22 protein-coding genes, 1 tRNA gene, 1 rRNA gene and 1 pseudogene are annotated in these 25,240 nt (G+C 33.9%); all 25 read left to right on the top strand.

What is annotated here, in order from left to right; genetic code table 11:
* Positions 1–221: 221 nt before the first annotated feature.
* Positions 222–1,070: a 4-(cytidine 5'-diphospho)-2-C-methyl-D-erythritol kinase gene (gene ispE, locus ACZ267_RS12080; protein ID WP_079449163.1), complete on the top strand. Its 849-nt coding sequence runs from the start codon at positions 222–224 to the stop codon at positions 1,068–1,070.
* A gap of 14 nt (positions 1,071–1,084) precedes the next feature.
* Complete coding sequence (purR, locus tag ACZ267_RS12075) at positions 1,085–1,909, top strand: pur operon repressor (protein ID WP_002451730.1); 825 nt, start codon at positions 1,085–1,087, stop codon at positions 1,907–1,909.
* A 16-nt stretch (positions 1,910–1,925) separates the two neighbouring features.
* Positions 1,926–2,300: pseudogene (locus ACZ267_RS12070) on the top strand (RidA family protein).
* A 72-nt stretch (positions 2,301–2,372) separates the two neighbouring features.
* The gene (gene spoVG / locus ACZ267_RS12065; protein WP_002465704.1) at positions 2,373–2,684 is read left to right on the top strand and encodes a septation regulator SpoVG; all 312 of its coding nucleotides are present in this window, start codon (positions 2,373–2,375) and stop codon (positions 2,682–2,684) included.
* Positions 2,685–2,994: 310 nt separating this feature from the next.
* The gene (glmU, locus tag ACZ267_RS12060; protein ID WP_079449162.1) at positions 2,995–4,359 is read left to right on the top strand and encodes a bifunctional UDP-N-acetylglucosamine diphosphorylase/glucosamine-1-phosphate N-acetyltransferase GlmU; all 1,365 of its coding nucleotides are present in this window, start codon (positions 2,995–2,997) and stop codon (positions 4,357–4,359) included.
* 103 nt (positions 4,360–4,462) lie between these two features.
* On the top strand, positions 4,463–5,428 hold the full coding sequence (locus ACZ267_RS12055) for a ribose-phosphate diphosphokinase (protein ID WP_002451734.1): 966 nt from the start codon (positions 4,463–4,465) through the stop codon (positions 5,426–5,428).
* Positions 5,429–5,580: 152 nt separating this feature from the next.
* Complete coding sequence (locus ACZ267_RS12050; protein WP_002465710.1) at positions 5,581–6,243, top strand: 50S ribosomal protein L25/general stress protein Ctc; 663 nt, start codon at positions 5,581–5,583, stop codon at positions 6,241–6,243.
* Positions 6,244–6,476: 233 nt separating this feature from the next.
* Positions 6,477–7,049 (top strand): aminoacyl-tRNA hydrolase, encoded by a 573-nt coding sequence (gene pth, locus ACZ267_RS12045; RefSeq protein WP_002465692.1) that lies wholly within the window; start codon positions 6,477–6,479, stop codon positions 7,047–7,049.
* A complete protein-coding gene (mfd, locus tag ACZ267_RS12040; RefSeq protein ID WP_047210647.1) occupies positions 7,046–10,555 on the top strand; it encodes a transcription-repair coupling factor in 3,510 nt (1,169 codons plus the stop codon). Before pth ends, mfd begins: the two co-directional genes overlap by 4 nt.
* Positions 10,545–12,074 carry a polysaccharide biosynthesis protein gene (locus tag ACZ267_RS12035; RefSeq protein WP_002465714.1) on the top strand — a complete coding sequence of 510 codons (1,530 nt, stop codon included), beginning with the start codon at positions 10,545–10,547 and terminating at the stop codon, positions 12,072–12,074. The genes mfd and ACZ267_RS12035 overlap by 11 nt, the downstream gene beginning before the upstream one ends.
* Complete coding sequence (locus ACZ267_RS12030) at positions 12,071–13,261, top strand: MazG nucleotide pyrophosphohydrolase domain-containing protein (RefSeq protein ID WP_002465717.1); 1,191 nt, start codon at positions 12,071–12,073, stop codon at positions 13,259–13,261. Before ACZ267_RS12035 ends, ACZ267_RS12030 begins: the two co-directional genes overlap by 4 nt.
* The gene (locus ACZ267_RS12025) at positions 13,258–13,524 is read left to right on the top strand and encodes an RNA-binding S4 domain-containing protein (RefSeq protein WP_002451740.1); all 267 of its coding nucleotides are present in this window, start codon (positions 13,258–13,260) and stop codon (positions 13,522–13,524) included. The genes ACZ267_RS12030 and ACZ267_RS12025 overlap by 4 nt, the downstream gene beginning before the upstream one ends.
* 20 nt (positions 13,525–13,544) lie before the next feature.
* On the top strand, positions 13,545–13,943 hold the full coding sequence (gene divIC, locus ACZ267_RS12020; protein WP_002465694.1) for a cell division protein DivIC: 399 nt from the start codon (positions 13,545–13,547) through the stop codon (positions 13,941–13,943).
* Positions 13,944–14,045: 102 nt separating this feature from the next.
* A complete protein-coding gene (locus ACZ267_RS12015; RefSeq protein WP_002451742.1) occupies positions 14,046–14,453 on the top strand; it encodes a S1 domain-containing RNA-binding protein in 408 nt (135 codons plus the stop codon).
* A 165-nt stretch (positions 14,454–14,618) separates the two neighbouring features.
* Positions 14,619–15,917 (top strand): tRNA lysidine(34) synthetase TilS, encoded by a 1,299-nt coding sequence (tilS, locus tag ACZ267_RS12010; protein ID WP_026088887.1) that lies wholly within the window; start codon positions 14,619–14,621, stop codon positions 15,915–15,917.
* A gap of 3 nt (positions 15,918–15,920) precedes the next feature.
* A complete protein-coding gene (gene hpt / locus ACZ267_RS12005) occupies positions 15,921–16,457 on the top strand; it encodes a hypoxanthine phosphoribosyltransferase (RefSeq protein WP_015365363.1) in 537 nt (178 codons plus the stop codon).
* A 267-nt stretch (positions 16,458–16,724) separates the two neighbouring features.
* A complete protein-coding gene (ftsH, locus tag ACZ267_RS12000) occupies positions 16,725–18,782 on the top strand; it encodes an ATP-dependent zinc metalloprotease FtsH (RefSeq protein ID WP_079449161.1) in 2,058 nt (685 codons plus the stop codon).
* Positions 18,783–19,015: 233 nt separating this feature from the next.
* The gene (gene hslO / locus ACZ267_RS11995; protein ID WP_002465687.1) at positions 19,016–19,897 is read left to right on the top strand and encodes an Hsp33 family molecular chaperone HslO; all 882 of its coding nucleotides are present in this window, start codon (positions 19,016–19,018) and stop codon (positions 19,895–19,897) included.
* A gap of 171 nt (positions 19,898–20,068) precedes the next feature.
* Positions 20,069–21,001, top strand: a complete 933-nt coding sequence (gene cysK / locus ACZ267_RS11990) for a cysteine synthase A (protein WP_002465696.1) — start codon at positions 20,069–20,071, stop codon at positions 20,999–21,001.
* A 203-nt stretch (positions 21,002–21,204) separates the two neighbouring features.
* A complete protein-coding gene (gene folP, locus ACZ267_RS11985) occupies positions 21,205–22,008 on the top strand; it encodes a dihydropteroate synthase (RefSeq protein WP_002465690.1) in 804 nt (267 codons plus the stop codon).
* The gene (folB, locus tag ACZ267_RS11980) at positions 21,986–22,351 is read left to right on the top strand and encodes a dihydroneopterin aldolase (protein ID WP_002465711.1); all 366 of its coding nucleotides are present in this window, start codon (positions 21,986–21,988) and stop codon (positions 22,349–22,351) included. The genes folP and folB overlap by 23 nt, the downstream gene beginning before the upstream one ends.
* Complete coding sequence (gene folK / locus ACZ267_RS11975; protein WP_002465702.1) at positions 22,352–22,831, top strand: 2-amino-4-hydroxy-6-hydroxymethyldihydropteridine diphosphokinase; 480 nt, start codon at positions 22,352–22,354, stop codon at positions 22,829–22,831.
* A 323-nt stretch (positions 22,832–23,154) separates the two neighbouring features.
* Entirely contained in the window at positions 23,155–24,642 is a 1,488-nt protein-coding gene (gene lysS, locus ACZ267_RS11970) for a lysine--tRNA ligase (protein WP_002465701.1), read from the top strand.
* Positions 24,643–25,037: 395 nt separating this feature from the next.
* Positions 25,038–25,152: ribosomal RNA gene (rrf, locus tag ACZ267_RS11965) — 5S ribosomal RNA — on the top strand.
* An 11-nt stretch (positions 25,153–25,163) separates the two neighbouring features.
* Positions 25,164–25,239 (top strand) — tRNA-Val (locus tag ACZ267_RS11960).
* Position 25,240: the final 1 nt, after the last annotated feature.

Genomic DNA, 25,240 nt, shown 5'->3' with positions numbered 1-25,240 from the left:
ATGTTCAATACTCTTTTTTTTGTACTTTTAAGTGAAAACACATTTTAGAGCTATAGGAAAAAATACATTAATAACTAACAAACTGTAATTTAATAGTTTTTTATTATATTTCAATAATGAATGATATAATTATTTGTGAAAAAAATGAACATTATCTATCAAATCTTTTATCCCTTTATGTTAAAATCATCTTATTAAGAATACGAAGAGAGGGCGGAAAAATGATATATGAAACGGCACCTGCCAAAATAAATTTTACGCTCGATACACTTTTTAAAAGAGGCGATGGATATCACGAGATTGAAATGATAATGACTACCGTAGATTTAAACGATCGATTATCTTTTCAAAAAAGAGATGATAGGAAGATCGTTGTTGAAATCGAACACAACTTTGTAACTGACGATCATAAAAATTTAGCATATAAAGCTGCTGAATTAATGACGAAGACATATGATTTGAAACAAGGTGTAACGATTACAATTGATAAAGATATTCCAGTATCGGCTGGTTTAGCAGGTGGCTCAGCAGATGCGGCAGCTACGATGAGAGGTATGAATCGCTTATTTAATTTAAATTTATCTTTAGATGAATTATGTGCACTTGGTAGTCAAATTGGGACAGATGTTTCATTTTGTATATACAATAAGACTGCCTATTGTACAGGACGTGGTGAAAAAGTGAAGTTTTTGAACAAACCTCCTTCTGCTTGGGTTGTTTTAGCTAAGCCTAATTTAGGTATCTCATCACCGGACGTATTTAAAGCCTTGGATTTAAATTTCACGCATAAAGTATTTACTCAAAACTGTATAGAAGCTTTAAAAAAATCAGATTATAAGAAGTTATGTACAAGTTTATCTAATAGATTAGAACCGATTTCTATGGAGATGCATCCAGAAATCAAAAAAATCAAGGAAAACATGATCCAATGTGGCGCAGATGGTGCATTGATGAGTGGTAGTGGCCCAACAGTTTATGGATTAGCACAAAAAGAAAGTCAGGCTAAAAATATTTATAACGCAGTGAATGGTTGTTGTAATGAAGTATATTTAGTTAGATTATTAGGATAGAAGGGTTGAAAATAATGAGGTATAAAAGAAGTGAACGGATTGTGTTTATGACACAGTATTTGATGAATCACCCAAACAAACTGATTCCTTTAACATTCTTTGTAGATAAATTTCAACAAGCGAAATCGTCAATCAGCGAAGATGTTCAAATTATTAAAAGTACTTTCCAAAAAGAAGCATTAGGTACGGTCATTACTACTGCTGGCGCAAGCGGTGGGGTAACGTACAAACCGATGATGAGTAAAGAAGAAGCAACAGAAGTGGTTAACGAAGTTATCTCCCTATTAGATGAAAAGGATAGACTTCTGCCTGGTGGCTATTTATTCTTATCTGACTTGGTTGGTAATCCTACACTATTAAACAAAGTAGGTAAGATGATAGCAAGTATATATATGGATGAACAATTAGATGCAGTTGTAACGATTGCTACTAAAGGTATATCGCTTGCCAATGCAGTTGCAAACGTATTAAATTTACCTGTAGTGGTTATTAGAAAAGACAATAAAGTAACTGAAGGATCTACGGTTTCTATTAATTATGTTTCAGGTTCATCTCGAAAAATAGAAACGATGGTATTATCCAAGCGCACATTAGCTGAGAATTCTAATGTTCTCGTTGTTGATGATTTTATGAGAGCAGGTGGCTCAATCAACGGTGTTATGAATTTAATGAATGAGTTTAAAGCACATGTAAAAGGGGTATCAGTACTTGTAGAATCGAAAGAAGTAAAGCAAAGATTAATAGAAGATTATACTTCCTTGGTAAGACTATCAGATGTCGATGAATATAATCAGAAATTTAAAGTAGAGCCAGGCAACAGCTTGTCTAAATTTTCTTAAAGGAGCGAATCACATCATGGAAATTATTAACACAAACAAAGCACCGGAAGCATTAGGACCTTATTCACATGCTACAGTAGTAAATGGTCTAGTATACACATAAGGTCAAATTCCACTTAATTTAGAAGGGGAAATTGTAAGCGATGATGTAAAAGATCAAACTAAACAAGTTTTAGAAAATTTATCTGTGGTACTTAAAGAAGCAGGTTCAGATTTAGAAAACGTTGTTAAAGCAACTATTTTTATTTCTGATATGAATGATTTTCAATATATAAATGAGGTATATGGAAATTATTTTGATAAACATCAACCAGCACGTAGTTGTGTCGAAGTAGCGCGACTACCTAAAGATGTTAAAGTAGAAATTGAATTGATTAGTAAAGTTAAATAAAGGATATAATTTTTCTTTTAAGCAATTGTCAAGCTTCTAATAAAACAAAGATATACTAGGGGGGCTCACTACATGAAAGTGACAGATGTAAGACTTAGAAAAATAGATACAGATGGTAGAATGAAAGCACTTGTTTCTATCACGCTAGACGAGGCATTCGTAATCCACGATTTACGTGTGATTGAAGGAAATTCAGGTCTATTCGTCGCAATGCCAAGTAAACGTACACCAGATGGTGAATTCCGCGATATCGCGCATCCAATCAACTCAGACATGAGACAAGAGATTCAAGATGCAGTGATGAAAGTATATGATGAAACTGATGAAGTGATTCCAGATAAAAATGCTACATCAGGCGAGTCTGACGAATCTAACGAAGCTTAAATATAAAAATTACATTGCAGAGTCGACATAACAGTATGTGTTGACTCTGTTTTTACATTTTCGTCATCTTTTAAATGAGCCCCTAATCCCCCTTTTCTCATTAAGTTGAATTGATTTCTCAAATTTTGAACGCGATTTGTCAAAAGTAATAAATATGAATTTAAATAAATCGAGTCATCTTGCATATAATAAAAATATAAAATAGTCATATGATTGGGTGATTAAGACTTGGTAGGTTATATGTTGAAAGAGTGATAGCGGTTAAATTATAATAATAACGAAGTGTATATTTAATGGAGGGTTAGCATTCATGCAAAGACATGCAATAATATTGGCAGCGGGTAAGGGCACTAGGATGAAATCAAAAAAATACAAGGTGCTACATGAAATCGCTGGCAAAACTATGATAGAACATGTGGTTGAAAATGTTCAACAATCAGGTGTGAACCAATTAATTACAATTGTTGGTCACGGTGCTGAAAGTGTAAAAGACACATTGGGTGATCAATCACTATATAGTTTTCAAGAAGAGCAACTTGGGACGGCACATGCAGTAAAAATGGCACAATCTCATTTGATAAATAATGAGGGAACAACACTAGTTGTGTGTGGCGATACACCACTTATTACATCAGAAACACTTACATCTTTAATCGAGAGACATGAAACATCTCAGTCTCATGCAACAGTTCTAACTGCCACAGCAATCCATCCAACAGGTTATGGCAGAATTGTCAAAGATAGCGAAGGACATTTATTACGAATTGTAGAAGAAAAAGATGCTAACACAGAAGAAAAGGCAATTACTGAAATAAGTTCCGGAATCTTTGCGTTCGATAACAAAACTTTATTTGAAAAGTTAGAACAAGTTAATAATGATAATGCACAAGGAGAATATTATTTACCAGATGTCATTTCTTTAATTATTAATGAAAATGGTAGAGCAAGTACATATCACACTGATGATTTCAAAGAGATTATGGGTGTGAATGATAGAGTAATGTTAAGCCAAGCTGAAAAGGCATTACAGAAACGTATCAATCTATTTCATATGAGAAATGGTGTGACAATCATTGATCCAGATAGCACATTTATTGGACCAGATGTAAAAATTGGTATGGATACAATCATTGAACCTGGCGTAAGAATTAATGGTTCGACTGTAATTGGAGAAGAAGTTACAGTTGGACAGTATTCAGAAATTAATAATAGTGTGATTGCATCACATGCACATATTAAACAATCAGTAATCAACGATTCGGAAGTGGGCGAGCACACGAATGTTGGTCCATTTGCACAGTTAAGACCAGGGTCTCAACTAGGTGCAGAGGTTAAAGTAGGCAACTTTGTAGAAGTGAAAAAAGCTGAACTTAAAGACGGAGCTAAAGTATCACATTTAAGTTATATTGGCGATGCGGTTATTGGCGAACGTACAAATATTGGTTGTGGCTCTATTACTGTTAACTATGATGGTGTGAATAAGTTCAAAACTGTGATTGGTAAAGATGCGTTTATTGGATGTAATACAAACTTAATTGCACCGGTAACAGTTGGAGATCATTCGCTTATAGCAGCAGGATCAACAATCACTGATGATATCCCAAATGAAAGTTTAGCACTGGCACGAGCAAGACAAGTTAATAAAGATGGTTATTTAAGCAACAAAAATAAATAGCTGAAATGAATATGTAAAATTAGTATTTAGACTTTGGCATAGTAATCAAGTTTAATTTTCTATATAATAGTAGTTGTGTAAGTAAATAATTGGAGGACTATAAATGTTAAATAATGAATATAAGAATTCATCGCTAAAGATCTTTTCACTCAAAGGTAATGAACCTTTAGCACAGGAAGTTGCAGATCATGTAGGGATTGAATTAGGTAAGTGTTCTGTTAAGCGTTTCAGTGATGGAGAAATTCAAATCAATATCGAAGAAAGTATTCGTGGTTGCGATGTCTTTATTATCCAACCTACTTCATACCCAGTTAATCTACATCTAATGGAATTACTTATTATGATTGACGCTTGTAAACGTGCATCAGCGGCAAATATTAACATCGTAGTACCTTATTATGGGTATGCTCGTCAAGACAGAAAAGCACGTAGTCGTGAACCGATTACTGCTAAGTTAGTAGCTAATTTAATTGAAACTGCAGGGGCTAATCGCATGATTGCTTTAGATTTACATGCACCTCAAATCCAAGGTTTCTTTGATATTCCAATTGATCATTTAATGGGCGTACCTATTTTAGCGCAACATTTCCAAAATGATCCTGCCATTAATCCGGAAGAATGTGTTGTTGTTTCTCCTGACCATGGTGGTGTAACAAGAGCACGTAAATTGGCAGACATTTTAAAAACTCCAATTGCAATTATTGATAAACGTCGTCCTAAACCAAACGTAGCTGAAGTAATGAATATTGTGGGCGATATTGAGGGCAGAACAGCCATTATTATTGATGATATTATTGATACAGCTGGAACTATTACATTAGCAGCACAAGCATTAAAAGATAAAGGTGCTAAAGAGGTATATGCATGTTGTACACACCCTGTATTATCAGGTCCAGCTAAAGAACGTATAGAGAATTCAGCTATTAAAGAACTTATCGTAACAAATTCAATTCAATTAGAAGAAAGTCGTAAACCTACAAATACTAAAGAACTTTCAGTTGCTGGTTTAATTGGTAAAGCCATTATCCGAGTATACGAAAGAGAATCAGTAAGTGTATTATTCGACTAAAATTGTTAAATGAGTTTGACGAAAGCAATATAAGCGTGTATAATACATTCGTTCGTGATTATACGAATAAATAAACACTTGCAAGCAACGAATGATGTTGATGGGTAAGTGAGGAGCTCGTAAAAGAGCGAAAAATGAAAGGTGGAAATAGAATGACTTCATTAAAGTCAATCATCCGTCAAGGTAAACAAACACGTTCTGACCTTAAACAATTAAGAAACGCTGGTAAAGTACCTGCAGTTGTATATGGTTACGGAACAAAAAATACTTCAGTTAAAGTTGATGAAGTTGAATTTATCAAAGTTATCCGTGAAGTAGGACGTAACGGTGTTATCGAATTAGGTGTTGGTTCTAAATCAATCAAAGTAATGGTATCAGATTATCAATATGATCCATTGAAAAACCAAATCACTCATATCGATTTCTTAGCTATCAACATGACTGAAGAACGTACTGTAGAAGTACCAGTTCAATTAGTTGGTGAAGCAGTAGGCGCTAAAGAAGGCGGCGTAGTTGAACAACCATTATTCAACTTAGAAGTTACTGCAACTCCAGATAATATCCCAGAAGTAATTGAAGTTGATATCACTGAATTAAATATCAACGATAGCTATTCAGTTGCTGATATTAAAGTATCTGGTGACTTCACTATTGAAAACGAACCAGAAGATTCTATCGTAACTGTAGTACCTCCAACAGATGAGCCTACTGAAGAAGAAGTAGAAGCTATGGAAGGCGAAGCAGCTACTGAAGAACCTGAACGTGTTGGTGAAGAAAACGACGACGAAGAAGAAGAAAATAAAGAAGAAGAATAAGATTTTATTTTAACGAATAAGGTTTTATAAAGTTTCTTAACTTTCTTAACGGGCACTATGCTTATACTAATAAGCATAGTGCTTTTTGTGTTATTATAGGGGATGATTATAAATTTGTGGCTAAGATATTAGGAGATAAAGCATACGTAAAATGACAGATAAATGAAATGATTGAGTATGTAAATTAAAGAAGTCACTTAATAAATAAAGAATAAACATGGAGGTAACGACATATGAAATGTATTGTAGGTCTTGGGAATATTGGTAAACGATTTGAATTAACAAGACACAATATTGGCTTCGAAGTCATTGACTATATACTAGAACGACATAATTTCACCTTGGATAAACAAAAATTCAAAGGTGCATATACAATTGAAAGGATGAATGGTGACAAAGTTCTGCTTATTGAACCTATGACAATGATGAACTTGTCTGGTGAAGCTGTAGCGCCATTGATGGATTACTACAATATTGACGTAGACGATTTAATTGTATTATATGACGATTTAGACTTAGAACAAGGACAAGTACGTTTACGTCAAAAAGGTAGTGCAGGCGGTCATAATGGTATGAAATCAATTATCAAAATGCTTGGCACTGACCAATTTAAGAGAATTCGTATTGGTGTTGGTCGACCAACGAATGGTATGTCTGTTCCTGATTATGTACTTCAACGTTTTTCTAAAGAAGAAATGACTACAATGGAGAAAGTTATTGAACATTCAGCTAATGCTGTAGAAGCATTCATTGAAACATCTCGATTTGACAATGTGATGAATGAATATAATGGTGAAGTGAATTGAGACAAGTTATTTCTAATTATGTAAAAGAAGATAAACGTTTTCAGGAATTAGACCAGGTTTTTGGCCAAGATAATATTTTAGTTACGGGTCTATCACCTTCAGCAAAAGCAACCATTATTGCTGAAAAATATTTAGCTGATCAAAAACAAATGTTGTTAGTAACTAATAATCTGTATCAAGCAGATAAAATCGAAGCGGATATATTACAATATGTCAGTGGTGAAGAAATTTATAAATACCCAGTTCAAGATATCATGACCGAAGAATTTTCTACACAAAGCCCTCAACTTATGAGTGAGCGTGTTAGAACGCTAACCGCTCTTGCTCATGGGGAAAAAGGGTTATTTATTGTTCCGTTAAATGGATTGAAAAAGTGGTTAACACCAGTAGAAATGTGGCGCAATCATCAAATGACGTTAAATGTTGGTGATGATATGGATGTTGACGATTTTCTGAATAAATTAGTCAATATGGGATATCGTAGAGAAAGTGTTGTTTCTCACATTGGTGAATTCTCACTTAGAGGTGGCATTATAGATATTTATCCTTTAATTGGAGCCCCTGTTAGAATTGAATTATTTGATACAGAAATAGATTCAATTCGTGATTTCGATGTGGAAACACAACGCTCTAACGATAACTTAGAATCAGTAGAAATTACTACGGCAAGTGACTATATTATTACTGATGAAGTGATTAATCATCTACAAACACAATTAAAGACCGCTTATGAAGATACAAGACCAAAAATTGAAAAATCTGTGAGAAATGACTTAAAAGAGACATATGAAAGTTTCAAACTTTTTGAATCTACGTTCTTTGATCATCAATTATTACGACGATTAGTGGCATTTATGTATGACCAACCATCAACGATTATTGATTATTTTGCGAATGATGTTGTGATAGCTGTTGATGAATATAATCGTATTAAAGAAACAGAAGAAACGTTAACGACTGAAGTTGATGATTTTATTAATAACTTAATTGAAAGTGGTAATGGATTTATTGGTCAAAGTTTTATGCAATATGATGGCTTTGAAACTTTATTAGAAGAACGACCTGTGGCTTATTTTACACTTTTCACTTCTTCAATGCCTGTTGAATTAGATCATATTATTAAATTCTCATGTAAACCAGTACAGCAGTTCTATGGTCAATACGACATTATGCGTTCAGAGTTCCAAAGATTTATCCATAATGACTATGCGATTGTAGTATTGGTCGAAACAGAGACGAAGGTTGAACGTATACAATCAATGCTTAATGAAATGCATATACCAGTCGTAACACATATTGATCAGGCTTCAACAAGTGGCCAAGCAGTTGTTGTAGAAGGCAGTCTGTCTGAAGGTTTTGAATTACCCTATATGCAGTTAGTGGTTATTACAGAAAGGGAATTATTTAAGACCAAGCAGAAAAAGCAACGTAAACGTACTAAAACAATGTCGAATGCAGAAAAAATTAAGTCATACCAAGATTTAAATGTTGGAGATTATGTTGTTCACGTTCATCACGGTGTAGGACGATATTTAGGTGTAGAAACTTTAGAAGTTGGAGAACAACATAGGGACTATATCAAGTTACAGTACAAAGGTACAGACCAATTGTTCGTTCCGGTTGATCAAATGGATCAAGTTCAAAAATATGTTGCTTCCGAAGACAAATCACCTCGCTTAAATAAACTAGGTGGAACTGAATGGAAAAAGACGAAAGCTAAAGTTCAACAAAGTGTTGAAGACATAGCAGATGAATTAATCGATTTATATAAACAAAGAGAAATGTCAGTTGGCTATCAATTTGGTCCAGACACTGAAGAACAGTCTACGTTTGAATTAGACTTCCCATATGAGCTAACACCAGACCAAAGTAAATCTATTGATGAAATAAAAGGGGACATGGAACGTGAACGTCCAATGGATCGCTTATTATGTGGTGATGTAGGTTATGGTAAGACTGAGGTTGCTGTTCGTGCCGCTTTCAAAGCTGTCATGGAAGGTAAACAGGTCGCATTCCTTGTACCTACGACGATATTAGCTCAACAACATTACGAAACATTAATTGAACGTATGCAAGATTTTCCAGTTGAAATTCAATTGATTAGTAGATTCCGCTCAACTAAAGAAGTGAAAGAAACTAAAGAAGGACTCAAATCTGGTTATGTAGATATTGTTGTAGGTACACATAAGTTATTAGGTAAGGATATCCATTACAAAGATTTAGGCTTACTCATTGTCGATGAAGAACAACGTTTTGGTGTGCGTCATAAAGAAAGAATTAAGACGCTGAAAAATAATGTAGATGTGTTAACGTTAACAGCTACGCCGATACCAAGAACATTGCATATGAGTATGCTTGGTGTGCGTGATTTATCAGTCATCGAAACACCACCTGAAAATCGTTTCCCAGTGCAAACTTATGTTTTAGAACAAAATACCAACTTTATTAAAGAAGCATTAGAACGAGAACTATCTCGTGATGGTCAAGTATTCTATTTATATAATAAAGTTCAGTCCATCTATGAAAAGAGAGAGCAACTTCAAATGTTAATGCCAGATGCCAACATAGCTGTCGCACATGGACAAATGACTGAACGAGATTTAGAGGAAACAATGCTCAGTTTCATCAATCATGAATACGATATCTTAGTGACTACGACAATCATTGAAACTGGTGTCGATGTACCAAATGCGAATACATTGATTATTGAAGAAGCGGATCGCTTCGGTTTAAGTCAATTGTACCAATTACGTGGACGTGTAGGTCGTTCAAGTAGAATAGGGTATGCTTATTTCCTTCATCCTGCAAATAAGGTATTAAATGAAACAGCTGAGGAAAGACTACAAGCCATTAAAGAATTTACCGAATTAGGTTCAGGATTTAAAATAGCGATGCGCGACTTGAATATTAGAGGGGCAGGTAATTTACTTGGGAAACAACAACATGGATTTATAGATTCAGTTGGTTTCGACTTATACTCTCAAATGCTTGAAGAAGCGGTCAATGAAAAACGGGGTATCAAAGAGGAAGTGCCAGATGTTCCTGATGTAGAAGTCGAACTGAATTTAGATGCCTATTTACCGGCGGAATATATTCAAAATGAACAAGCTAAAATTGAAATTTATAAAAAACTACGCAAAGTGGAAACAGAAGATCAACTCATGGATATTAAAGATGAACTCATCGATCGCTTCAACGATTATCCAACTGAAGTTGAACGTTTATTAGATATTGTAGAAATCAAAACGCATGCACTTCATGCAGGTATTACAAAAATTAAAGATATGGGTAAACAAATTCAAATATTCTTATCTGAGAAATCAACTGCTGATATTGACGGAGAGGCATTATTTAAAAATACACAACCGCTTGGAAGAACGATGAAGGTCGGCGTAGAGAATGGTGCAATGAAAGTGACACTCACTAAATCTAAACAATGGCTAGACAACTTAAAATTCTTAGTGAAATGTATTGAAGAAAGTATGAGCATTAAAGATGAAGCATAAAGCGGCATTTAATGGTGTAGTGATATTAACGCTTGCGTTAGTCATCGTTAAAGTATTAAGTGCGATATATAGAGTACCCTATCAAAATATACTTGGTGATGAAGGATTGTATGCTTATCAACAAGTTTATCCTATTGTTGCTTTAGGTATGATTTTATCTATGAATGCTATTCCAAGTGCAGTGACGCAAAACTTAGGTTTGGACCACCGTTCACAATACTATTCTAAAGTGCTACTTATTATACAAAGTGTAGGTATTGGTATATGTTTAGTTGTATTTGCGAGTGCAGGCATTATTTCCCGCTTAATGGGTGATGGACATTTAGCACCTATGATTAGAATGGCTAGTTTTAGTTTCGCATTTGTTGGTGTGTTAGGTGTATTAAGAGGATATTTTCAATCTAGACAAGAAATGAATGTGCCAGCTATTTCCCAGGTTATAGAACAATTCATTCGAGTGGGATTTATTATGGTAGCTATTTTCCTATTTTTGACACAACATTGGACGATATACCAAGCTGGCTCGTTATCAATCATTGCTTCTTCAATCGGATTTTTAGGTTCAACACTTTATCTAGTATCTAAACGACCGTTTAAGTTGAAATTAGCTTCTAAAGGAACCAAAATTCAATGGACCCAGTTACTTATTGCTATTCTTATTTTTGCTTTGAGTCAGTTAATTGTTATTTTGTGGCAAGTCGCAGATAGTTTTACTGTCATCCATACTTTGAAAATGACAGGCCTGCCATTTGAAGAGGCTATTAAACAAAAAGGTGTATATGATAGAGGGGCTTCTTTTATTCAAATGGGCTTAATTGTAACAACAACGTTTAGTTTTGTCCTAATTCCTTTATTAACCGAAGCCATTCAAAATAAGCAATCGATTCAAATGTATAGATATGCGAACGCCTCATTAAAAATTACAATATTGATTAGTTCGGCAGCAGGCATTGGTTTGATGAATGTCTTACCGCTTATGAATAAAGTGTTTTTCAAGACAGATAGCGAGACAGTAACGTTATGCGTTTATATGTTGACGGTTATTGGTGTATCATTGATTATGATGGATATTGCATTATTACAAGTACTCAATCAAATCAAACCGATAGTGATTGGCTTTACATTAGGTTTATTATCTAAAGCTATATTCAATATAGTTTTCATATATCAACTTCACATTTTAGGCGCTAGTATAAGTACAGTATTATCGTTGATTATTTTTGCGAGTATACTTCACCGCGCCGTCTTGAAATCTTATCATTTTAATCAAATGAACAAATTTATTATAAAATTAGTAGGCGGGTTGTTTATAATGTCAGTTATTGTCCAACTGATGATGACTATCTTACCTTCTAGCGGACGTTTAATTGGATTAATATCTTTATTAATCAGTGCCATAGTTGGTGTAGGTGTATTTATGATATACGTCGGTATTTTTAATGTCCTAAGTTATAGGGAATTGAAATTTTTACCTTTAGGAGACAAGTTATATCACTTTAAGAAAGGAAGACGTTCATGACGCATACGATTACGATTATTGGTTTAGGGAACTATGACATCGATGATTTGCCTTTAGGTATATATCGATTTATTCAAAAGCAAGATAAAATATATGCACGCACTCTTGAACACCCTGTAATTAAGTCACTTAAAAATGAAATTGATTTTGAGGGCTTTGATGATATATACGAAGCAAATGATCAGTTTGAAGCTGTTTACGATCATATTGTAGAACAGTTGATTAATAAAGCACACCAATCGGATATTGTATACGCTGTGCCTGGACATCCTCGTGTTGCTGAAACGACGACTGCTAAGTTAATGGCGTATCATAATCAGAATGAGGATATAGAAGTGAAGGTATTAGGTGGAAAAAGCTTCATTGATGATGTATTCGAAGCGGTTGCAGTTGAACCTAATGATGGGTTTACCTTACTAGATGGTACCGCACTAGAAGAAGCGAAACTAAATGTTCGCACTAATACTTTGATAACTCAAGTATATAGCGCAATGGTAGCAGCAGATATCAAGTTGACGTTGATGGAACGTTATCCCGATGATCATATTGTAAAAATTGTTACAGGTGCACGTAGTGGTGAAGCACAAGTAACTGAATGTGCTTTATTTGAGCTAGATCATTTTGACACTGCTTTTAATAATTTAACAAGTGTCTTTGTGCCTAAAATAGTAGCAAATGAATCACTATATAATGATTTTAATTTTGCTGAACAAACGATTGATTTACTTGTTGATGATGAAAAAGGTTGTCCTTGGGATAAAGTTCAAACACATCAATCATTAAAACGTTATCTGTTAGAAGAGACGTTTGAACTATTTGAGGCTATTGATAATGAAGACGACTGGCACATGGTGGAAGAATTAGGAGATATACTATTACAGGTATTATTGCATACAAGTATCGGTAAAAAAGAAGGTTATTTTGATTTAAAAGAAGTAGTCGCAAGTTTAAATGCTAAAATGATTCGTCGTCACCCACATATATTTAGTGATGAATCTGCTGAATCCATAGAGGATTTAAAAACGATATGGGCAACTGCTAAATCTAATGAAGGTAAAAAACCACGTGTGAAATTCGAGAAAGTATTTGCAGACCATTTCATGTCATTGTATGATAAAACAAAAAATAAAGATTTTGACGAAGTGGCTCTTAAACAATTTTTAGAGCAAGGAGAGACTCATCAATGAGATTAGATAAATTTTTAAAAGTGTCTAGATTAATTAAACGTCGTACATTAGCTAAGGAAATTAGTGACCAAGGACGTATTACGATTAATGGTAATGTAGCAAAAGCAGGTACAGATGTTAAAGTTGGAGATGAACTCGTTATTCGTTTCGGCCAAAAACTTGTAACCGTCAATGTAACCGGATTAAATGAACATGCATCTAAAGAAAATGCTAAAGGTATGTATGAATTAGTAAAAGAAGAGCGTATTAATGAATCTGAATAGACAAAGTGAGGTGACAAGCTATGAATAATAAAGTTGAAAATATCGGTAATCATTATACATCTAAAGAGAACCAAAAAAAGCAACGACAACGTAAAAAGATGCGTGTAGTACGTCGAAGAATCACGTTGTTTGGTGGTATCATGCTAGCGATTATCATTTTATTATGCATTATGCTTGTCTTCCAAAAACACAGTAACGAAAAAGATGCAGTCGAAAGAAAACATAAAGAAGAGCAATTTCAAAAGCAACAAGATGAAGAAATCGCATTGAAAGAAAAGTTAAATAATTTGAATGATAAAGATTATATCGAAAAAGTGGCGCGAGATGATTATTATTTAAGTAATAAAGGCGAAGTGATTTTTAGATTGCCAAATGATAATAAATCCTCTAAGGCTAAATCTTCAGATGAGAATAATTAATTAAAGAGAAATAAAATAATCGCATTATAGCATTGTGAAATTGCTTCAACAGGAATATAATAAAGTTAAAATCGAATGAAATCGGGAGGATTTATTTAGAATATGTCAATCGAAGTAGGAAATAAGCTTAAAGGTAAAGTCACTGGTATTAAAAAATTCGGTGCATTCGTTGAGTTACCTGAAGGAAAAAGTGGCTTAGTCCATATTAGTGAAGTGGCTGACAACTATGTTGAAAATGTGGAAGATCATTTATCTTTAGGTGATGAAGTAGAAGTTAAAGTACTTTCAATTGCGGATGATGGCAAAATTAGTCTTTCAATTAAAAAAGCGAAAGATCGTCCACAACGTAAACCACAGCACAATAATAAATCACATCAAAGTAAACCTGCTCCAAAAGGCGAAGACTTTGAAAAGAAATTAAGTAACTTCTTAAAAGATAGTGAAGATAAATTAACTTCTATTAAACGTCAAACTGAATCTAGACGTGGTGGTAAAGGTTCAAGACGTTAATTTCATAAACCAAGTCTGTTGTAATAACTTAACATAGCTTTTGTATTGCTAATTACTTTGAATAACAGACAATCTAAGACTGTTTCTTGATGAAGGAGCAGTCTATTTTTATTGTAACAATGTATTGATGATAGGTTATTTAAATGCTTGGAGGTGAAAGGTATGATGGAACTTGATGCTACAGGGTGGTCCAAACAGGATCATATTGTATTAGCCGTATCAACAGGTATAGATAGTATGTGTTTACTACATCTTTTATTAAATGAATATCAACATACATATAGCAAACTGACATGTATTCATGTAAATCACGGGTTAAGACAAGCATCCATAGAAGAAGAGGCATTTTTTAAAACGTATTGTGAAGAACATCAAATCGAGTATTTTATCAAACGATTAGATTTATCAGAAACAGTTGAAGCGGGGAACAGTATTCAAAATGTATCTCGCCAATACAGATATGATTGGTTTGATAGTATCATGAAACAACTTGGGGCCAATGTGTTACTGACTGCACATCATCAAGATGATCAAATCGAAACCATCTTTTATAGATTGTTTACTGGTAGATTTACACGTAGTCATTTAGGTATTGCCTATACTTCTCAACGTAGTAGTTACCAACTTATTCGTCCAATGCTAGACATCTCAAAAGCTGCTATCAAATCTTATCAAAATCAATATAACATTCCGTTTTTTGAGGATGTATCTAATCATAAAAATGTATACGTCAGAAATGATATAAGAAATCGTATCATACCAGCAGTAATGGATAATCAACAACTAGACGTAGCACACTTATTAAAATTAAAATCATGGCATGATCAAGAATTAGCTACACTTAGAAAATCGGCACATCACTTTATCAAAGAAGCAGTACAAGTATCAGAGAAGCAAGATAAAATAGTGATTCCTAGAGGACGATTTAATCGATTGACAGATAATATGAAAGTACATGTGCTTGATCAATTGTTTGAAAAGACAACACTGTCTAAAACGATATCTGATAAAATGTATCAAACATGGTTTAATCAAATTTCAAATCAAAAATCACAATTCACAATTGATATAACAGATAAATGGATAATTCAAATTGCATATGATACATTAATAATAATGGCTAATACAGAAATGAACGACGTGAATTCAACACAAGTCATCGAAGTACCTCATACATATCGTTTTGGTGATTATGAGATTGAAATACAACCTGACTTTCCATTAAATCAGTTCCCATTAACAATAAGACAACGTCAAAATGGCGATCGTTTTTTATTAAATGGATATGCTGGCAAACATAAAAAAGTAAGTCGATTGTTAATAGATAAAAAAATCGATGCTATTGAACGAAATCGTTTACCAGTTGTTATCAATGCAGAAGGTAAAATAATTGCTGTAGGTCAATTGTTTATGAACAAAGACTATAAACATTATATAAATATTAGAAATATTGGAGATGAATAACAAATGCACGAGGATATAAAAAGTATTGTATTAAGTGAAGAAGATATTCAAACGATTTGCAAGGATTTAGGACAACAGTTAACTAAAGATTACCAAGATAAGCCACTTGTTTGTGTGGGTATCTTAAAAGGGTCAGTTATGTTTATGGCAGACTTAATTAAGCGAATTGATACACACTTATCAATCGACTTTATGGATGTTTCAAGTTACCACGGGGGTACTGAATCTACAGGTGAAGTTCAAATTATCAAAGATTTAGGTTCATCAATTGAAAATAAAGATGTACTCATTATCGAAGATATTTTAGAAACTGGAACTACATTAAAATCCATCACTGAATTATTAGAATCACGTAAAGTCAACTCATTAGAAATTGTTACTCTATTAGATAAACCAAATCGTAGAAAAGCTGATATTGAAGCTAAATACGTCGGCAAAAAAATCCCAGATGAATTCGTAGTCGGATATGGATTGGATTATGGTGAGCATTACAGAAACTTACCTTATATTGGTACTTTAAAACCTGAAGTTTATTCATAAAATATAGATTAGATTAAATCGATACGTTGGACACGATGTTTTTTTGCTATGATTCAACATCAATATAGTGTAGACTCGATTTAAATCGTAAAAATCTAATTAAATTAGATATTTTGCAATCACGATATTATGAAAAATAAAAATCTCTATAGTGGAAATTGACTAAAATTGATAAACCAATACTAAAGTTGAAATAGTAGCCTGCTAAAGATGTATTGTGTTACAATTTTTGTTAGTTTTATTATTGGAAGTAGGAGGAAATGTCACATGCAGAAAGCGTTTCGCAATGTGCTAGTTATCGCAATTATAGGCGTTATCATATTTGGCCTGTTTTCTTTCTTAAATGGTAATGGAAATATGCCAAAACAGCTTACATATACGCAGTTTGTTAATAAATTGGATAAAGGCGATTTAAAATCATTAGAAATCCAACCTGAGCAAAATGTATACATGGTAAGTGGTAAAACAAAAAATGGTGAAAATTATTCATCAACAATATTATTTAATAATGAAAAAGATTTACAAAAAATCACTGATACAGCGAAAAAACAAGATGGATTGAAATTTACAGTTAAAGAAGAAGAAGAACAAAGTGTATTTGTTAGTATCTTAACAACATTGATTCCAGTTTTAATCATTGCTTTATTATTTATTTTCTTCCTTAGCCAAGCCCAAGGTGGGGGCGGCGGTGGTCGTATGATGAACTTTGGTAAATCCAAAGCGAAAATGTACGATAGTAGTAAACGCCGTGTTCGTTTCTCAGATGTTGCAGGCGCAGATGAAGAGAAACAAGAACTTGTTGAAATAGTAGATTTCTTAAAAGACAACAAGAAATTCAAACAAATGGGATCTAGAATTCCGAAAGGTGTTTTACTTGTAGGTCCTCCAGGTACTGGTAAAACATTACTTGCACGTGCAGTTGCAGGTGAAGCTGGTGCACCATTCTTCTCAATTAGTGGTTCAGACTTTGTTGAGATGTTTGTTGGTGTTGGTGCTAGCCGTGTGCGTGATTTATTTGAAAATGCGAAGAAAAATGCACCATGTATTATTTTCATAGATGAAATTGATGCAGTAGGTCGTCAACGTGGTGCTGGTGTCGGTGGTGGACACGATGAACGTGAACAAACATTGAACCAATTATTAGTCGAAATGGATGGCTTTGGTGAAAATGAAGGTATTATTATGATTGCTGCAACAAACCGTCCTGATATTTTAGACCCAGCGTTATTACGTCCAGGTCGTTTCGATAGACAAATTCAAGTAGGTCGTCCAGATGTTAAAGGTCGTGAAGCAATTTTACATGTTCATGCGAAAAACAAACCACTTGATGAAACTGTTGATTTAAAAGCTATTTCTCAAAGAACACCAGGATTCTCTGGTGCGGATTTAGAAAACTTATTAAATGAAGCATCGTTAATCGCAGCTCGTGAAGGTAAGAACAAAATTGATATGCGTGATATCGAGGAAGCAACAGACCGAGTTATTGCTGGTCCTGCTAAAAAATCACGTGTCATCTCTGATAAAGAACGAAACATTGTTGCACACCATGAAGCAGGTCATACAATTATCGGTATGGTGCTTGATGAAGCAGAAGTTGTACACAAAGTAACAATTGTTCCAAGAGGACAAGCTGGCGGTTATGCAATGATGCTACCTAAACAAGATCGTTTCTTAATGACTGAACCAGAACTATTAGACAAAATCTGTGGTTTATTAGGTGGTCGAGTTTCAGAAGATATTAACTTTGGTGAAGTATCAACTGGAGCTTCTAACGACTTTGAAAGAGCAACTCAAATTGCACGTTCTATGGTTACTGAATATGGTATGAGTAAAAAGCTTGGACCATTACAATTCTCTAGTAGCGGTGGCGGTCAAGTATTCTTAGGTAAAGACATGCAAGGTGAACCTAACTATTCTGGCCAAATCGCTTACGAAATTGATAAAGAAGTACAACGTATCGTTAAAGAACAATATGAGCGTTGTAAAGAAATCTTATTAGAGCATCAAGAACAATTAAAACTTATTGCTAAAACTTTACTTACAGAAGAAACATTGGTTGCTGAACAAATCCAATCATTATTCCATGAAGGTAAATTACCTGAGGTTGACTACGATTCAGCTGAAGTCGTTAAAGAAACTAATTCAGAATTTGATGAAGGTAAATATGGCAAATCATACGAAGATGTTCGTAAAGAGCAATCGTTAGATCATAAAGGTGAAGACAAACATAATGAAGATGAGTCAGAAGATGAACCAACTGGTCATGAACAATCACCGAATATAGACAAACCATATAATCCTAACGATCCAAATCATAGAGAGTAAAGAAGCACATAGTTTAATCTCCCTACTATCACACATATAGTAGGGAGATATTTTTGTATAAATAAAGCAATGTGTATTTTTGTAAATAATGTTTGTATAAACAAACAACCAAATTTATCTAAAAACAAATCATTTCATGAAAATAAACAACAGATGTATAATAGTTATTCGAAAATGATATTTATTAAAAGAAACGAAGCATCGTAAAGATATATAAAAGGAGTAATTAAATAATGACACATGACTATATTGTTAAAGCACTAGCCTTTGATGGTGAAATTAGAGCATATGCAACATTAACAACAGAATCAGTACAGGAAGCTCAAACAAGACACTATACGTGGCCAACAGCTTCAGCTGCAATGGGAAGAACGATGACTGCTACTGTAATGATGGGAGCAATGCTAAAAGGAGATCAGAAATTAACTGTAACGGTTGATGGTCGTGGTCCTATTGGCAGAATTATCGCAGATGCAGATGCTAAAGGTAATGTACGCGCTTATGTGGATCATCCACAAACACATTTTCCATTAAACGAACAAGGAAAATTAGATGTTAGACGAGCAGTAGGGACAGAAGGTTCTATACAAGTAGTTAAGGATGTAGGAATGAAAGATTATTTTTCCGGTTCAAGTCCAATAGTATCTGGTGAACTAGGAGAAGATTTTACGTACTATTATGCGACAAGTGAACAAACACCATCTTCTGTTGGTTTAGGAGTACTTGTTAATCCAGATAATACGATTAAAGCAGCAGGCGGATTCATTATCCAAGTGATGCCTGGTGCCAAAGAAGAAACAATCAGTAAATTAGAAGAAGCAATTAATCAAATGACACCAGTATCTAAACTCATTGAGCAAGGATTGACACCGGAAGGAATTTTAAATGAAATTCTTGGAGAAGAACATGTCCAAATTTTAGAAACTTCACCTGCACAATTTGAATGTAATTGTAGTCATGAAAAATTCTTGAATGCTATTAAAGGTTTAGGGGAAGCAGAAATCACAGATATGATTAAAGAAGATCATGGTGCGGAAGCAGTTTGTCACTTCTGTGGAAATAAATATAATTATAGTGAAGCTGAGCTTAACCAATTATTAGAATCAATGGCATAAATTCAACAGAAGTTTATTACAAATTAAATTAGGGAATTTATTAAATGTATGTCGATAAATATGCACAAGATTTTGTAGGATATATTTGTTTTTTTAGAAAATTCTGATAGAATATAAATATCCGATAAAAAGACTAAGTTTTATTAATTCTATCTATAAGGAGTGTTTGGAATGGCACAAAAACCAGTAGAAAACATTACGCAAATTATTGGAAACACACCAGTAGTTAAATTGAGAAATGTTGTTGATGAAGATGCGGCAGATATTTACGTTAAATTAGAATATCAAAATCCAGGTGGTTCAGTTAAAGACCGTATAGCTTTAGCTATGATTGAAAAAGCTGAAAAAGAAGGTAAAATCAAACCTGGAGATACTATTGTGGAGCCGACAAGTGGTAACACAGGTATTGGTTTAGCATTTGTATGTGCAGCCAAAGGATACAAAGCAGTGTTCACTATGCCTGAAACAATGAGTCAAGAACGTCGTAACTTATTAAAAGCATATGGTGCAGAATTAGTATTAACACCTGGATCAGAAGCAATGAAGGGTGCAATTAAAAAAGCCAAAGAACTTAAAGAAGAGCATGGTTACTTTGAACCTCAACAATTCGAAAACCCAGCAAACCCTGAAGTTCATGAACTTACAACTGGTCCAGAATTAGTTGAACAGTTTGAAGGTAAAACAATCGATGCATTCTTAGCTGGCGTAGGTACTGGTGGCACATTATCTGGTGTCGGTAAAGTTTTAAGACAACAATACCCTGATATTGAAATAGTTGCTATCGAACCAGAAGCATCACCAGTTCTAAGTGGTGGAGAACCAGGGCCACATAAATTACAAGGTTTAGGTGCTGGATTTGTTCCGGATACGTTAAATACAGACATTTACGATAGTATTATTAAAGTAGGCAATGAAACTGCTATGGAAATGGCACGTCGTGTTGCAAAAGAAGAAGGTATTTTATCAGGAATTTCTTCTGGTGCCGCTATTCATGCAGCTATTCAAAAAGCTAAAGAATTAGGTAAAGGTAAAACAGTAGTAACAGTATTACCAAGTAATGGTGAACGTTACTTATCTACACCTTTATACTCATTTGATGACTAATTATATAAGCTACCAAAGCGAAGTCGTATAAATCGACTTCGCTTTTTTATTGGTTACATACGTATGAGTATAGCCAATTCATTTTTACTATTATTTAGAGTAGTTTATTTAATTTTTACCACTGAAATTATGTTGAAAGTAGTGATATCATTATAAGTGATATGAAAAAGCATGAAATATTTCAAAATAGAAAAGGTGATTAAATGTCAAAAACTAAAATTATGGGCATACTTAACGTGACGCCAGATTCATTTTCAGATGGTGGGAAATATAATTCTGTTGAAAAAGCAGTTTCACGAGCGAAAGAAATGATTGATGAAGGTGTTGATATAGTTGATGTAGGTGGTGTTTCAACTCGGCCTGGATATCAAGAAGTTACTCTAGAAGAAGAGTTGGATAGAGTTATACCAGTTGTTGAAGCATTGATAGGGCTTAATGTACAAATATCAATTGATACATATAGAAGTGAAGTAGCAGAAGCTTGTTTGAAGTTAGGCGCTACAATGATTAATGATCAATGGGCTGGTTTGTACGATCCTAAAATATTGAAAGTAGTTGCTCAATATGATGCAGAAATTGTTCTAATGCATAATGGGGATGGTGAAAGAGATAAGCCAGTTGTAGATGAAATGCTTGTTACCTTATTAGCACAAGCTAATAAAGCTGAAATGGCAGGCATCCCACATTCTAAAATTTGGCTAGATCCTGGTATAGGGTTTGCTAAAACTAGAGATGAAGAAAACGAAGTGATGGCTCGACTTGATGAGTTAGTTGCAACAGATTATCCGATTTTATTGGCTACTAGTCGTAAAAGATTCATTAAAGAAATGATGGGTGGAGATTCAAAAGCCATTGAAAGGGACGAAGCTACAGCAGCAACAACTGCTTATGGTATAATGAAGGGCGTTCAAGCTGTGAGAGTACACAATGTTAAACTTAATTCACGTATTGCACAAAGCATGGATTTTCTAAAGGAGAATGAAAATGAACGACATCATATTTCTTAATGGAATGCGATTTTATGGTTATCACGGTGCATTGCCGGCAGAAAATGAAATAGGTCAAATATTCATAGTAGATATTACTTTGAAAGTAGATTTACATGATGCTGGTCAATCAGACGATGTGAAAGATACGGTACATTATGGAGAAGTCTTTGAAGATGTTAAAGAGATTGTTGAAGGAGAACCCTCTAATTTACTAGAACATCTAGCAGAACGTATTGCCAAACGTATAAATTCACACTATAATCGTGTAATGGAAACGAAAGTTAGAATAACTAAAGAAAATCCTCCAATACCAGGACATTACGATGGGGTAGGTATAGAAATAGTGAGGGAGCGTAATTAAATGGTTAAAGCATATTTAGGCTTAGGAAGTAATATAGGTGATAGAGCACATCAATTACAACAAGCCATCCGAATTATTGACCAATACCAATACATTGATGTTACCTCTATATCTCCTATCTATGAAACAGAGCCAGTTGGTTACACTGATCAACCACAGTTTCTTAATTTATGTATAGAAATAGAGACAACATTAAATCCTCAGGAATTATTAAAGAGATGTTTAGAAACGGAAGAAGCACTTCACCGTGTAAGGAAGATTCGATGGGGGCCTAGAACACTAGATGTAGATATTTTACTGTATGGAAATGAAATCATTGAAGAAGATAATTTAATCATTCCTCACCCGAGAATGACAGAACGCGCTTTTGTGCTTATTCCATTGAATGATATCGCATCGAAACACATTGAACCCCGTTCCCAAAAATTGATTGAAAACTTAGTAATAGCAGATAGTACTGTTAAAAGATATATGTCTTAATGAGTAACGAAGAGATTGATGATGTGAGACACTACATAGTGACTTAAATTATTTAATTCTAGTTGTTTTTGAAAATTGATTAAGTTTTAACAGTTAAAGATAAAGTAGTAAATACTTTATTAGAACATTACCGTTTAGTAAAATGATATGGTGAGAAGATAGATGTTATGAAAAGATTTAGCACGCTTCTTGGCATCGCTATATTTAGAGTAGATAAAAGTGACTCTAAGATAACAAAGAGAAATGATTGATATACCTAAACATTTCTAACAAAATGTATAAAATAAATAATTGAAAAACAAGAAGCAAAAGGAGAGAAAGTTATGTCAGAAGAAATGAACGACCAAATGCAGGTACGCCGACAAAAACTACAAGAATTAAGAGATTTAGGAATTGATCCATTTGGTCAACGATACGATCGTTCTGCTTCAGCAGCTGAATTAAAAGCGGCTTGGGACGAATTCTCAAAAGAAGAATTACATGAAAAAGAAGAAGAAAGTCATGTTGCGATAGCAGGTCGTATTATGACTAAACGTGGAAAGGGTAAAGCAGGATTTGCACATGTGCAAGATCTTTCAGGACAAATTCAAATTTATGTTAGAAAAGATCAAATTGGAGAAGAACAATTTGATTTGTGGAAACATGCCGACCTAGGAGATATTGTCGGTGTTGAAGGTGTAATGTTTAAAACTAATACTGGTGAATTATCAGTTAAAGCAAAATCATTTACACTATTAACTAAAGCTTTAAGACCATTACCAGATAAATTCCACGGATTACAAGATATAGAACAACGTTATCGTCAACGTTATTTAGACTTAATCACAAATCAAGATAGTACACGAACATTTATTAATCGTAGTAAAATCATTCAAGAAATGCGTAATTATCTAAATCAAAAAGGTTTCTTAGAAGTAGAAACACCAATGATGCATCAAATTGCTGGAGGAGCTGCTGCTAGACCATTTGTGACACACCATAATGCACTAGACGCTACTTTGTATATGCGTATAGCTATCGAATTGCATTTAAAACGTTTAATCGTAGGCGGATTAGAAAAAGTATATGAAATTGGTCGCGTATTCCGTAATGAAGGTGTATCTACACGACATAACCCTGAATTTACAATGATTGAATTGTATGAAGCTTATGCAGATTACCATGATATTATGGACTTAACAGAATCAATGGTTAGACATATTGCTCAAGAAGTACTTGGATCAGCTAAGGTTCAATATAACGGAACTGAGATTGATTTAGAATCATCATGGAAAAGATTGCACATTGTTGATGCTGTGAAAGAAGCTACAGGTGTAGATTTCTATAATGTGAAATCTGATGAAGAAGCCAAAGCACTAGCGAAAGAACATGGAATTGAAATCACTGACAATATGAAATATGGTCATATTTTAAATGAATTCTTTGAGCAAAAAGTAGAAGAGACATTAATCCAACCAACATTCATATACGGTCATCCAATTGATATATCACCATTAGCTAAGAAAAACCCAGAAGATCCTAGATTTACAGATAGATTTGAATTGTTTATCGTAGGAAGAGAACATGCTAATGCCTTTACTGAGCTTAATGATCCTATCGATCAAAAAGAACGTTTTGAAGCTCAATTAGTCGAAAAAGAGCAAGGTAATGACGAAGCGCATGAAATGGACGAAGATTATATCGAAGCATTAGAATATGGTATGCCTCCTACAGGTGGTCTAGGAATCGGAATTGATAGATTAGTTATGTTATTAACTGATTCACCATCAATTAGAGACGTATTATTATTCCCTTATATGAGACAAAAATAATTTATCGAGAAACACCAATCACAATTGTGATTGGTGTTTTTATGTAATCTAATTGTTGAAAAAGTGAGATGAAATTAATTTTCCTCTTAAATTAATGTTACTTTTGATAAATAAAAGTAACTTATTTACTGATAGAAAGTAATAATACCTATAGTTAAGGAAAATGATGTGTGGTAGAATAGATCAAGTGGAAAAGGCGAAGGAATTGAAATTACGTCTTTCGAAAAAAATCAAAACAAACTATTGACTTTCTTAAGTTAATGAAGTAATATATAAAAGTCGTCAAAAACACGTAGTTCAGTTAACAGAATGTAAAATTAATTTTAACAAAGTGTAAAATTAACTATTGAAAAGTCATTAACAAACGTGTATTATTAATAAAGTAAGTTAATTTGTCTGGTGGCAATAGCAAAGAGGTCACACCTGTTCCCATGCCGAACACAGAAGTTAAGCTCTTTAGCGCCGATGGTAGTCGGACTAACGTTCCGCTAGAGTAGGACGTTGCCAGGCAATAGATAACAGGAGAATTAGCTCAGCTGGGAGAGCATCTGCCTTACAAGCAGAGGGTCGGCGGTTCGAACCCGTCATTCTCCACCAT

The organism is Staphylococcus sp. AC872, from assembly GCF_979255425.1.
Note: the sequence above shows the minus strand (reverse complement) of the source record. Positions and strands in the feature narration are given on the sequence as shown.